Here is a 12,629-nt window from a genome sequence, read left to right as displayed (position 1 = left end):
GACCCGCCCTCTCTTGCGGTAACGTCACGTTACATGCCCCTCCTCGCCTCGATTCCCAGCCCGTCTCAGGGGGTCTGGAATCTCGGACCGATCCCGATCCGCGCGTACGCGCTGTGCATCGTGCTCGGCGTCATCGTCGCCGTCTGGATCGGCGAACGCCGCTGGCGCGCCCGTGGCGGCGCCCCGGGGACGGTCACCGACCTCGCGGTCTGGGCCGTGCCGTTCGGCCTCGTCGGCGGACGCCTTTATCACGTCATCACCGACTGGCAGATCTACTTCGGCTCGGAAGCGCCCAAGCGGCCGATCGACGCCCTGTTCATCTGGGAGGGCGGCCTCGGCATCTGGGGCGCGATCGCCCTCGGCGCGCTCGGCGTCTGGATCGCCTGCCGCCGGCGCGGCATCTCCTTCACCGCCGTCGCCGACACCCTCGCCCCCGGCGTTGCCGTGGCGCAGGCCATCGGCCGGTGGGGCAACTACTTCAACCAGGAACTGTTCGGCGGTCCGACCGACCTGCCGTGGGGCCTGGAGATCGAGCCGGGCCGCCCGGGCACCATCCCCGGCGCGACCACCTACCACCCGACGTTCCTGTACGAGTCGCTGTGGGACCTCGCGCTCGCCGGTGTGCTGATCCTGGCCGCCCGCAGGTTCGGCCTGCGGCACGGCCGGGTGTTCGCGATGTACGTGGCGGGCTACACGCTCGGCCGGTTCTGGGTCGAGGCGCTGCGGGTGGACCCCGCCCACCACATCCTCGGCCTGCGGCTCAACCAGTGGACCTCGGTCGTCATCTTCCTGTGCGCGCTGGCGTACCTGTGGCTGGCCCGCAACCGTACGGACGAGGAACCGCTGGGCGCGCCGACCGGCGAGACCGGCGACGACCACGCCGACCCCGCCCATGGACGGGACCTGGCCGACGAGCCGGAACTCCTGCGCGACGAGGAGCGGAAGAACGGGGAGGCGCGAGGCGACGCCGGCGACCCGCCTCCGGACGGCGACACGGGCCCCGGCAAGCAGACGGCGGCCGCGGGAGCGGGCGCCGCGAGCGACGGCGCGGCGGTGGAACCGGAGGCCGGCCAGCGATGACGAAGGCCACGACGGGGGCGCGGGCCGAGATCCACCATGAGCATCGGGACGTCAACGGCGGCTGGTTACGCCCCGCCGTCTTCGGCGCGATGGACGGGCTGGTCTCCAACTTCGCGTTGATCGCGGGTGTCGCCGGCGGCACCGCGGAGAGCAGGATCGTCGCGCTCGCCGGCATCGCGGGCCTGGCCGCCGGAGCGTTCTCCATGGCGGGCGGAGAGTACGTTTCGGTCGCCAGCCAGCGCGAGCTCGCCCAGGCGGAGATCGACGTCGAGCGGCGGGAGCTGGAGCGGCACCCCGAGGCCGAGGAGTCCGAGCTCGCCCGGATGTACGAGCAGCGGGGCGTGGACCCGGAGACCGCCAGGGAGGTCGCCCGGCAGATCTCCCGGAACCCGGAGGAGGCCCTGGCGGTCCACACGCGGGCCGAGCTGGGCGTGGACCCCGACGACCTGCCCTCGCCCGTGCTGGCCGCCGTGTCGTCGTTCCTGTCGTTCAGCCTCGGCGCGCTGGTGCCGCTCCTGCCCTACCTGCTGGGCGTGCGCGGGTTGTGGGTCTCCGCGGCGGTGTCGATGGCGGCGTTGTTCGCCGCGGGCGCCGTGGTCTCCCGGGTGACGGCCCGCAGCTGGTGGTTCAGCGGCCTGCGCCAGCTCGTGGTGGGGGCCGTGGCGGCGGCGCTGACCTGGGGCCTCGGTTCGCTGATTGGAACCGGCGGTCTATGACCAAGCGCAAGCGCCGGTCGTCCGCGCCGGTCGAGAGGCGGACCGGGGCCGCCCTCGCCGAGCTGGGGCTGGACGACCGGCAGCAGCGTGTGGTCGTGTGGTCGGTCACCGCTGGGGGAGTGCTGGCGATCGCCCTGGTGCTGACGCTGGTGGTCAACGCGATCGGCGGCGGGCAGTCGCGGCCCGCCCAGGCGTCGGGCGACGTGTCGGGGGAGGGCCTGCCCGCGACCTTCCAGTCCTGGCCGACCCTGAAGGAACTGGCCCCGATCGCCGACAGGAAGGCCGACACCGCTCCGCTGACCGCGAAGGAGGTGTTCGGCGCGCGGGCGCTCACGTCCGGGAAGGTCACGCTGCGCAGGCTGGACAGCCGCCTGGACCAGTCCTGCGCGGGCGCCGTGTGGGGAGTGGACCTCACCGACGACCTGGCCGGGGCCGGATGCAGCCAGGCCGTCCGCGGCCTGTACGGCAGCGCCGACGGGGTGTACGTCGCGCAGTACACCCTGTTCAACCTGGCGGACGTCGCGGCGGCGGAGTCGCTGGCGAAGTCGCTGGCGTCGCTCTACCGGGGCGCCTGGGTGCAGCCGCTGGAGTCGGCGCGGGCGAAGTTCGGCGCCTACAGCGAGGGAAACGCCTACGTCCTGGGGCACTACCTCGGGGTGACCTGGATCGGCAGGGCCGACGGCGCGGAACCGGGGGAGAAGGACGACTTCATCATGCTCGGGCTGGCCGTGCGCGAGGCCGAGAAGGCGGTCTTCCGGCGCGTGGTCAAGGTGGCCGGGGTGCCGTCGGACCCTGCGCAACCGCCGGGCCCGGCCGACACCGCGCAGCCCTCCGAGGAGCCTCCCACCGATCCCGGCGCCTCTCCCGCGGTGTCCGCGAGCGCGCCCGCGCAGCCGCCCGCCACGACCTCCTCGGCGGAGCCGCCCCTCGACCGGTAGGCCGGGCTTCGGCGCCGCGGGCGTCACGGGTCTCGGGCCCTCAGCGTGGGGCGGGACGGCGTCGTGGGGGCCGGCCGCCGCGGCACCCCGATCGCAGGGGTCGGATCGGGGCGGTCAGGTCGCAGGGGCCAGGTCTCGAGGATCAGGTCGCGGCGCTCTGCGCCGTCATCCGGGCGAGCCGGTGGAGGGGGAGTTCGAGCGGGGTGGCGTCGACGGCCCACGGCGCCGTCTCCTCGACGGCGGCCCTGGCCTGCCGCTTGGTGAGCCCGGCTGTCTCGGTCAACGCCTCGCGCCAGGCGTTTCCGGCCTTCCCGTGCGCGCTGTCCATGATCCTGCGCACCACCCGGTCCGGGCCGCCGTCCGGGGGCGACAGCCGTACGGCGTCGAGGACGTGGCCCGCTTCCGGAGGCGCGGCGGCCAGGCGATAGACGGGAGCCAGCAGCGCGGCCAGCGCGGGCAGGTCCACCACAGGGCCCGCGGTCAGCACGCGCACGTGCCGGGCACGCGTCGCCAGCAGCAGGCGGGGCAGCGCCGCCTCCAGACCCGCCGGCACGGCGATCGCCACCCGCTCGGGGTCGCCGGCGTACGGCTTGGCCAGCAGGGTGGCGAGCCGGGTGCGCGGCACCTGCGGCAGCAGGCCGCGCGGCCAGTCGCCGGCGAGCAGGTCCGGCCCGAACGCGGCGACGGCCGCCTCGCCCGGCGGCGCCGCCGGGGCGGACTCGACGGACTGCGGGCCCTGCGTGTAGATGGCCGTGGCGAGGCGGTCGAGCCGGGAGGCGATCGCCGGCCACGTCTTCGTGGTGGGCCGCAGCACGTACAGGTCCGCCGCGCTGCCGATCGCCTCCGCCCCGAGATACCGATTGAAGTGCGGATAGATCGCCTCGTGCAGCAGGTTGAGGTCGAACAGGGCTTTCTGCACCTTCAGTGCGAGCATCGGAGTGCGCTCGGACGCGCCGTACGCCACGAGGATCCGCCCCTGGTCGCGGTCGCGCAGGCCCTCGGCCGCCCGGGCGGCGAACAGCCCGATCCCCTCGGGCGTGTACGGCGGGTCGGTGATCGCGAGGTCGGCCCAGCCGCGCAGCGACGGCGGCAGGCCGAGGCGCAGGTCGGCCCAGCGGGTGCGCACCCCGAGGTCCTGGGCGTCGATGTACTCCAGGATGCGGTCGTCGATGTCGGCCACGGCGACCTCGACCTCGGGATGGACCATCCGCACGGCCAGCGAGGTCAGGTCGTGGTCGCCGACGCACAGCAGGCGGGCGCCGGGAAGCCAGAACCGCCGCCCCAGCAGGAGGGCGCGGCGCAGCACGGTCTCGGCGGTCGCGGAGACGTGGTCGAGCGCGTGCCGCCCCCGGGGGGCCCCGGCGATCAGGGTCTCCAGGCGTTCGAGCGTCTCGGCGTGTGCCGGAACCATTCCGGCGACCGGATTCCCAAGACCGGAAATATCCGTATCAAGCCAGACGTTATAGCGGTTGACCTGATCACTGGGAATACGGACACGGTCGCCGCTGTGCTCAAGGGGGAGCACTCGCAGCAGCGACTCGATCGTCCGCCGCGACGTCGCGGTCTCCCTGACCAGGTCGGCGAGGGTCCACCAGCGGCCGCCGGACAGGAGCGCCAGCGCTCCGCGCAGGCGCAGGCCGTCAACGCCGGCCTCCGCCAGCAGTTCGTCGATCGCCTCATGACCATCCATGCGCAAACCATATCCACGGCGCTGACCTGTGAAGGTACGCGAAGCGGACCTGGGGGGCACTATTCCGGCAGCGTGTTGTAATCTCTAAGCACCACAACCGCAGCAGGGCCAGCGTCGTCCCTCTGTTCCACGCAGACGTTGACGACGGGAGTGACTACATGCCTGCTGCCCGCCTTGGCCTTCCCGGAGGTCTCCCCGAGCCCCAGGGACTCTACGACCCCGGATTCGAGCATGACGCCTGTGGCGTAGCCATGGTGGCCGATGTCGCGGGCCGCCGCAGCTACGACATCGTCGCCAAGGCACTGACCGCGCTCCGCAACCTCGACCACCGGGGTGCCAGCGGCAGCGAGCCGGACACCGGCGACGGTGCGGGCATCCTCACCCAGATCCCCGACGCGTTCTTCCGCGCCGTCGTGGAGTTCGAGCTTCCCGCGGAGGGCGCGTACGCCGCGGGCACCGCGTTCCTGCCGCTGGACGAGCAGGCCAGGCAGACCGCGATCGGCCTCATCGAGCAGATCGCCGCCGAGGAGGGCATCACCGTCCTCGGCTGGCGCGACCTGCCGGCGGACCGCGACCTGCCCGGCGCCACCGCCCGCGCGGTCATGCCGCACTTCGCGCAGCTGTTCGTGACCTCGCCCGGCGGCGAGACCGGTGTCGAGCTCGACCGGATCGTGTTCGCCTTCCGCAAGCGGGCCGAGCACGAGGCGGACGTCTACTTCTCCTCGCTGTCCTCGCGGACCATCGTCTACAAGGGCATGCTGACCTCGCTTCAGGTCGAGCCGTTCTTCGCCGACCTGTCCGACGAGCGCTACGTCAGCGCCATCGCGCTGGTCCACTCGCGCTTCTCGACCAACACCTTCCCCTCCTGGCCGCTGGCCCACCCGTACCGGTACATCGCGCACAACGGCGAGATCAACACCGTGCGCGGCAACCGCAACTGGATGCGAGCCCGCGAGGCCATGCTCGCCACCGGCCTGATCCCGGGCGACCTGCGGCGGCTGTTCCCGATCTGCGACCCCGACGGCTCCGACACCGCCTCGTTCGACGAGACGCTGGAGCTGCTGCACCTCGGCGGCCGGTCGCTGCCGCACGCCGTGCTGATGATGATCCCGGAGGCGTGGGAGAACCACACCGAGATGGACCCGGCCCGCCGGGCCTTCTACGAGTTCCACTCCACCCTCATGGAGGCGTGGGACGGCCCCGCGTCGATCACCTTCTCCGACGGCACGCTGGTCGGCGCGGTCCTCGACCGCAACGGCCTGCGCCCCGGCCGGTTCTGGGTCACCGACGACGGCCTGGTCGTGCTCGCCTCCGAGGCGGGCGTGCTGTCCGACATCCCGCAGGAGAAGGTCGTCCGCAAGGGCCGCCTGCAGCCGGGCCGCATGTTCCTGGTGGACACCGCGCGCGGCCGGATCATCGAGGACGACGAGATCAAGGCCGAGCTCGCGGCCTCCGAGCCGTACGGCGAGTGGCTGCACGCGGGCCTGGTCCGCTTCGAGGAGCTGCCCGAGCGCGAGCACGAGCACCCCACCCACGAGGCGCTGGTCAAGCGGCAGCAGACCTTCGGCTACACCCAGGAGGAGCTGCGGGTCATCCTCACGCCGATGGCCAGGAACGGCGCCGAGCCGATCGGCTCGATGGGCACCGACAGCCCGGTGGCGGTGCTGAGCGAGAAGCCGAGGCTGCTGTTCGACTACTTCAGCCAGCTGTTCGCGCAGGTCACCAACCCGCCGCTGGACGCCATCCGCGAGGAGCTCGTCACCTCGCTGCAGTCGACGATCGGCCCCGAGGGCAACCTGCTCGACCCCGGCCCGGCCTCGTGCCGCCGGCTCGTGCTGCCCTACCCGGTGATCGACAACGACGAGCTCGCCAAGATCATCCACATCAACGACGAGGGCGCGCTGCCCGGCTTCCAGCCGCACGTCGTGTCCGGCCTGTTCGACGCGGCCGGCGGCGGCGAGGCGCTGGTGCGGCGGCTGGAGGAGATCCGCCAGGAGGTCTCCCGGGCCATCGAGGACGGCGCGCGGATCATCGTGCTCTCCGACCGCGGGTCCTCCCGCGAGAAGGCGCCGATCCCGTCGCTGCTGCTCACCGGCGCGGTGCACCACCACCTCATCCGGGAGAAGTCCCGCACCCGGGTCGGGCTCGTGATCGAGACCGGCGAGGCCCGCGAGTGCCACCACATGGCGCTGCTCATCGGCTACGGCGCGAGCGCGATCAACCCCTACCTCGCGCTGGAGACGGTCGAGGACATGATCGCGACCGGCCAGCTCGACCTCGACCCGCGCAAGGCCGTGCGCAACCTGATCAAGGCGTACGGCAAGGGCGTACTGAAGGTCATGTCCAAGATGGGCGTGTCCACGGTCGCCTCCTACACCGGCGCGCAGATCTTCGAGGCGCTCGGCCTCGGCGCCGAGGTCATCGAGCAGTGCTTCACCGGCACCACCTCCCGCCTCGGCGGCGTCGGCTTCGACGTGCTCGCCACTGAGGCGCTGGAGCGGCACGCGCGGGCCTACCCCCGGGCGGAGAACCCGCACCGGCGGCTGGAGGTCGGCGGCGAGTACCAGTGGCGCCGCGAGGGCGAGCCGCACCTGTTCAACCCGACCACGGTCTTCAAGCTGCAGCACTCCACCCGCACCCGGCGGTACGAGATCTTCAAGGAGTACACGTCCCTGGTGGACGGGCAGTCCGAGAAGCTCATGACGCTGCGCGGCCTGTTCAAGCTGCGTCCCGCCGGCGCGCCCGTGCCGATCGACGAGGTCGAGCCGGTCGAGTCGATCGTCAAGCGGTTCTCCACCGGCGCCATGTCGTACGGCTCCATCTCCATGGAGGCGCACGAGACGCTGGCCATCGCGATGAACCGGCTCGGCGCCAAGTCGAACACCGGTGAGGGCGGCGAGGACCCCGAGCGGCTGCACGACCCCGAGCGGCGCAGCGCGATCAAGCAGGTGGCCTCCGGCCGCTTCGGCGTGACCAGCGAATACCTCGTCAACGCCGACGACCTGCAGATCAAGATGGCGCAGGGCGCCAAGCCCGGCGAGGGCGGCCAGCTGCCCGGCCACAAGGTGTACCCGTGGATCGCCAGGACCCGGCACTCCACGCCCGGCGTCGGCCTCATCTCGCCGCCGCCGCACCACGACATCTACTCGATCGAGGACCTGGCCCAGCTCATCCACGACCTGAAGAACTCCAACCCGCGCGCCCGCGTCCACGTGAAGCTGGTGGCCGAGGTCGGGGTCGGGACCGTGGCGGCGGGCGTCAGCAAGGCCCACGCCGACGTCGTGCTGATCTCCGGCCACGACGGCGGCACCGGCGCCTCCCCGCTGACCTCGGTCAAGCACGCCGGCGCCCCCTGGGAGCTCGGCCTGGCCGAGACCCAGCAGACGCTGCTGCTCAACGGGCTGCGCGACCGCATCGTCGTCCAGGCCGACGGCCAGCTCAAGACCGGCCGCGACGTGGTCATCGCGGCGCTGCTCGGCGCCGAGGAGTACGGCTTCGCCACCGCTCCGCTGGTCGTCTCCGGCTGCGTGATGATGCGGGTCTGCCACCTCGACACCTGCCCGGTGGGCGTGGCCACCCAGAACCCCGAGCTGCGCAAGCGGTTCACCGGCAAGCCCGAGTTCGTGGTGAACTTCTTCGAGTTCATCGCCCAGGAGGTGCGCGAGTACCTCGCCGAGCTCGGCTACCGCTCGCTCGACGAGGTCATCGGGCGCGCCGACCTGCTCGACACCACCCAGGCGATCGAGCACTGGAAGGCCTCCGGCCTCGACCTGTCGCCGATCCTGCACCAGCCGGAGCTGCCCGAGGGCACCCCGCGCCGCAAGGTCGTCGAGCAGGACCACGGGCTCGACAAGGCGCTGGACAACACGCTGATCCAGCTCGCCGAGGGCGCGCTGAACCTCGGCGAGCGGGTGACGCTCGAGCTGCCCATCCGCAACGTCAACCGCACGGTCGGCACGATGCTCGGCCACGAGGTGACCAAGCGGTACGGCGGGGCCGGCCTGCCGGACAACACGATCGACGTGTCGTTCACCGGCTCCGCGGGCAACTCGTTCGGCGCGTTCGTGCCGCGCGGCGTCACGCTGCGGCTGACCGGCGACGCCAACGACTACCTCGGCAAGGGCCTGTCGGGCGGCCGCATCGTCGTCCGCCCGCACCCCGACGCGCCGTTCGAGGCCGAGACGCAGGTCATCTCCGGCAACGTCGGCCTCTACGGCGCGACGTCCGGCGAGGTCTTCGTCCGCGGCATCGTGGGCGAGCGGTTCTGCGTGCGCAACTCCGGCGCGACCGCGGTCGTGGAGGGCGTGGGAGACCACGGCTGCGAGTACATGACCGGCGGCCGGGCCGTCGTCCTCGGCCCGATCGGCCGCAACTTCGCCGCCGGCATGTCGGGCGGCGTCGCGTACGTGCTCGACCTGCGGGCCGAGCGGGTCAACCGCGAGATGGTCGAGCTGGAGGCGCTGGACGACGACGACGCCGAATTCCTGCGGGAGATCGTCGAGAAGCACTTCGCGGAGACCGGATCCACGGTGGCCAAGGCGCTGCTCGCCGAGTGGGACGCGGCGCTCGGCCGCTTCTCGAAGGTCATGCCGTCGGACTACAAGCGGGTCCTGCTGGCGCGGGCCGCCGCCGAGGCCGAGGGCCGCGACATCGACGAGGCGGTCATGGCCGCCGCCCACGGGTGACGCCGATGCGAGTCACCACGTCCGTTTCCGTGACCGTTTCCACGCAGGGATAGAGGGGGGTAACACCGTTGGCTGACCCGAAGGGGTTTCTGACACACGGGCGCGAGCTGCCGGCGCGCCGCCCGGTCGACGTTCGCATCCGCGACTGGCGCGAGGTCTACGAGGACTTCCCCCGGCCCGCGCTCACCAAGCAGGCGGCCCGCTGCATGGACTGCGGCATCCCGTTCTGCCACAACGGCTGCCCGCTGGGGAACCTCATCCCCGAGTGGAACGACCTCGTCTACCGCGACGACTGGCGTGAGGCGATCGAGCGGCTGCACGCGACCAACAACTTCCCGGAGTTCACCGGCCGCCTGTGCCCCGCGCCGTGCGAGTCGGCGTGCGTGCTCGGCATCAACTCGGACCCGGTCGCGATCAAGCGGGTCGAGGTCGAGATCGTCGACCGCGCCTTCGCCGAGGGCTGGGTCACGCCGCAGCCGCCCGCCGCCAGGACGGGCAGGAAGGTCGCGGTCGTCGGCTCGGGCCCGGCGGGCCTCGCCGCCGCGCAGCAGCTCACCCGGGCCGGGCACGACGTGGTCGTGTTCGAGCGGGCCGACCGGATCGGCGGGCTGCTCCGCTACGGCATCCCCGAGTTCAAGATGGAGAAGCGGCACGTCGACCGCCGCATCGCCCAGATGGAGGCCGAGGGCACCGAGTTCCGCACCGGCGTCGACGTCGGCGTGGACGTCACGGTGGCGCGGCTCCGCGAGGAGTTCGGCGCCGTCGTGCTGGCGGGCGGCGCCACGGCGTGGCGCGACCTGCCGGTTCCCGGCCGCGAGCTCAAGGGCGTCTACCAGGCGATGGAGTACCTCCCGCCCGCGAACAAGACCCAGGAGGGCGACTACGCCGAGTCGCCGATCTCGGCCGAGGGCAAGCACGTCGTCGTGATCGGCGGCGGCGACACCGGCGCCGACTGCATCGGCACGGCGATCCGCCAGGGGGCCCTGTCGGTCACCCAGCTGGAGATCATGCCGAGGCCGCCGGAGACCCGTCCGGGCAGCCAGCCGTGGCCGACCTATCCGATGCTGTTCAAGATGGAGAGCGCGCACGAGGAGCTGGAGGCCGGGTCGGGCGACCGCGTGTACGCGGTGTCCACCACCGGGTTCGCCGGCGACGACGAAGGCAACGTGCGGGCGCTGCGCCTGGTCGAGGTCGAGGGCCCGGCGGCGGGGTTCGCGCCGATCCCCGGCACCGAGCGGGAGATCCCGGCCGAGCTGGTGACGCTCGCCATGGGCTTCCTCGGCCCGGAGAAGGGCCCTCTGCTGAACGACCTCGCGGCGCTGTCCGGCGACCCGGAGTCGTTCTTCGACGCCCGGGGTAACGTGGCGAGGAACGCGTCGTACGAGACGTCCGTCGAGGGCGTGTTCGCGGCCGGGGACATGGGCCGCGGGCAGTCGCTGATCGTCTGGGCGATCGCCGAGGGCCGCTCGGCCGCGGCGGCGGTGGACGGCTACCTGAGCGGGCGGTCCGTCCTGCCCGCTCCCATCCCCCCGACGGCGCGACCCCTCGTCTGAGGCGTCATCCGGCGGCCGTGGTCCCAGGGGACCGGACCACGGCCGCCGGAGTGTAAGGGATAAAACGGGCATATCTCAGTTCGGTGGCCGAGTTGCGTGCGCGTACGGCTGCCGGGAGGATGCTGAGCCCGGATCGAGGGGCCCCGGCACCGGGGGCCCACCATCGAGGAGGACCGTTGTACGCACGGGGGCGGCTCGCCGGGGCCATCATGTCCATCACATTGCTCGGCGGGCTGGGGGCCGCCGGCCTGCCGGGGGCGGCGAGCGCGTCCGAACCCGCGCAGAACTACCTGGTCTTCTACAAGGACGGCGGCAAGGACGCGGCGCAGCGGGCGGCCGAGGCCGCCGGAGGAACGGTCCAAGGGCGGGACGACAAGCTCGGCTACCTCATCGTGCGCGCGTCCGACCCCGAGCGGATCGGCGCCGATCCCTCCGTGGTCGGCGTCACGCTCGACCGTCCCATCGGCAAGACCGCCGACGCGCCCGCCGCCTCGGCCCCCCGGCGCGCGAAGCACGCCCGGTCGGCCGCGAAGCATGTCAGGTCAGCACAGGCCGGAGACCCGCTCTCGGACCGCCAGTGGGACATGAAGATGATCGGCGCCACCCCCGCCGGGTCGTACGCCAAGGCCCGGGGCAGCCACAAGGTGCTGGTGGGCGTCATCGACACCGGCATCGACGGGCACCACCCCGACATCGCGCCCAACTTCAACCGGGCGCTCAGCCGCAACTTCGTCGCCGACCAGCCCACCGACGAGAACGGCAAGCAGCTCGACGGCCCCTGCGAGCACAAGGGCTGCAAGGACCCGGCCGACGTCGACGACGACGGCCACGGCACCCACGTCGCGAGCACGATCGGCTCGCCGATCAACGGCCTCGGCGTCAGCGGGGTCGCCCCCGACGTGTCGCTGGTCAACCTCCGCGCCGGCACCGACTCCGGCTTCTTCTTCCTCAAGCCCACGATGGACGCCCTGGAGTACGCCGCCGACGTCGGCGTCGACGTGGTCAACATGAGCTTCTACGTCGACCCCTGGACGTTCAACTGCGCGAACAACCCGAGCGACACGAACAGGGAGCGCCTGGAGCAGCGGGCGATCCTGGAGGGCATGCGCCGCGCGGTCAAGTACGCCCACACGCGCGGCGTCACACTCGTCAGCGCGATCGGGAACGAGAGCCTCGACCTCGGCAAGGTGAAGGCCGACACCTCCAGCCCCGACTTCCCCAAGGGCGCGGAGAAGACGCGGTCCGTCGACAACACCTGCCTCAACGTCCCGGCCGAGCTCGACGGCGTCATCTCGGTGTCCTCCGTCGGCCCCGGCGGGCACAAGGCGCCGTACTCCGACTATGGCGTCGAGCAGACCGACATCGCCGCGCCGGGCGGCGACATGTTCGACGCCGGCACCGATATCAAGGGCGTGAGCCGGGAGATCCTGGCCGCCGCTCCCGAGAGCGTCCTGCGCGCCAAGGGTCTCCTGTTCGCCGACGGTAAGCCGAAGACGTCCTCGGTGATCCGCGACTGCCAGGGCGGCAAGTGCGCCTACTACCAGTATCTGGAGGGCACCTCCATGGCTGCGCCGCACGTCACCGGGGTGGCGGCGCTGATCATCGGCCGGTTCGGCAAGCCGGGCAGGGGCGGGCTCCAGATGGACCCCGCGCAGGTGGAGCGCCTGCTGTACGCGACGGCGACCCCGAAGGGCTGTCCCGTGCCCGGCGCCTACCGCTACGGCACGGGCGAGAGCCAGGTCTGCGAGGGGCCCACGGCGAAGAACGGCTTCTTCGGCCACGGCGTGGTCGACGCCGCCCGGGCCGCCGCCGTCGCGTTCTGAGCCGCTTCCCGGGGTCTTTCCGCGCCCTTCACCGGCTCCATCCGGGGCCCGTTCCGGCGTCCGCTCTGAGGCCCGTTCTGAGGCCCGTTGCGGGGCCCGGAACGGGCCTCGTCCCCACCTGAGTACGCGCCTGAGTAGCCCGCC

At 72.3% G+C, this 12,629-nt stretch carries 7 protein-coding genes; 6 read left to right on the top strand and 1 reads right to left on the bottom strand.

Annotated elements, in window-relative coordinates:
• The first annotated feature begins 33 nt into the window (after window positions 1-33).
• Genes lgt through ACIBK1_RS25265 form a run of 3 tightly spaced genes read left to right on the top strand, consistent with a single transcriptional unit; the run spans window position 34 to window position 2,734 of the window.
• Entirely contained in the window at window positions 34-1,080 is a 1,047-nt protein-coding gene (lgt, locus tag ACIBK1_RS25275; protein WP_396738139.1) for a prolipoprotein diacylglyceryl transferase, read from the top strand.
• Window positions 1,077-1,796: a VIT1/CCC1 transporter family protein gene (locus ACIBK1_RS25270; protein ID WP_030509974.1), complete on the top strand. Its 720-nt coding sequence runs from the start codon at window positions 1,077-1,079 to the stop codon at window positions 1,794-1,796. The genes lgt and ACIBK1_RS25270 overlap by 4 nt, the downstream gene beginning before the upstream one ends.
• Window positions 1,793-2,734, top strand: coding sequence for a hypothetical protein (locus tag ACIBK1_RS25265; protein ID WP_396738136.1), 942 nt, complete (start codon window positions 1,793-1,795; stop codon window positions 2,732-2,734). Before ACIBK1_RS25270 ends, ACIBK1_RS25265 begins: the two co-directional genes overlap by 4 nt.
• A gap of 142 nt (window positions 2,735-2,876) precedes the next feature.
• Here the strand turns inward: ACIBK1_RS25265 and ACIBK1_RS25260 are convergent, their stop codons facing one another.
• Complete coding sequence (locus tag ACIBK1_RS25260; RefSeq protein WP_396738132.1) at window positions 2,877-4,424, bottom strand: bis-aminopropyl spermidine synthase family protein; 1,548 nt, start codon at window positions 4,422-4,424, stop codon at window positions 2,877-2,879.
• A gap of 158 nt (window positions 4,425-4,582) precedes the next feature.
• On the opposite strand from ACIBK1_RS25260, the gene gltB reads away from it, so the two are divergent.
• The 3 genes from gltB to ACIBK1_RS25245 all read left to right on the top strand — a co-directional run bounded on the left by gltB (window position 4,583) and on the right by ACIBK1_RS25245 (window position 12,485).
• Window positions 4,583-9,109 (top strand): glutamate synthase large subunit, encoded by a 4,527-nt coding sequence (gene gltB / locus ACIBK1_RS25255; protein ID WP_396738129.1) that lies wholly within the window; start codon window positions 4,583-4,585, stop codon window positions 9,107-9,109.
• A 68-nt stretch (window positions 9,110-9,177) separates the two neighbouring features.
• On the top strand, window positions 9,178-10,662 hold the full coding sequence (locus ACIBK1_RS25250) for a glutamate synthase subunit beta (protein ID WP_396738126.1): 1,485 nt from the start codon (window positions 9,178-9,180) through the stop codon (window positions 10,660-10,662).
• A 176-nt stretch (window positions 10,663-10,838) separates the two neighbouring features.
• Window positions 10,839-12,485 carry a S8 family peptidase gene (locus ACIBK1_RS25245; protein WP_396738123.1) on the top strand — a complete coding sequence of 549 codons (1,647 nt, stop codon included), beginning with the start codon at window positions 10,839-10,841 and terminating at the stop codon, window positions 12,483-12,485.
• Window positions 12,486-12,629: the final 144 nt, after the last annotated feature.

This window comes from Microbispora rosea, from assembly GCF_044460045.1.
Taxonomy (GTDB): domain Bacteria; phylum Actinomycetota; class Actinomycetes; order Streptosporangiales; family Streptosporangiaceae; genus Microbispora; species Microbispora rosea.
This window is presented reverse-complemented; position numbering and strand designations above follow the sequence as displayed.

What these genes read in the sequence shown, in the direction of transcription:
- ACIBK1_RS25260 (WP_396738132.1), bottom strand. Translation starts at nt 4,424, where the DNA reads ATGGATGGTCATGAGGCGATCGACGAACTGCTGGCGGAGGCCGGCGTT.
- lgt (WP_396738139.1), top strand. Translation starts at nt 34, where the DNA reads ATGCCCCTCCTCGCCTCGATTCCCAGCCCGTCTCAGGGGGTCTGGAAT.
- gltB (WP_396738129.1), top strand. Translation starts at nt 4,583, where the DNA reads ATGCCTGCTGCCCGCCTTGGCCTTCCCGGAGGTCTCCCCGAGCCCCAG.
- ACIBK1_RS25270 (WP_030509974.1), top strand. Translation starts at nt 1,077, where the DNA reads ATGACGAAGGCCACGACGGGGGCGCGGGCCGAGATCCACCATGAGCAT.
- ACIBK1_RS25265 (WP_396738136.1), top strand. Translation starts at nt 1,793, where the DNA reads ATGACCAAGCGCAAGCGCCGGTCGTCCGCGCCGGTCGAGAGGCGGACC.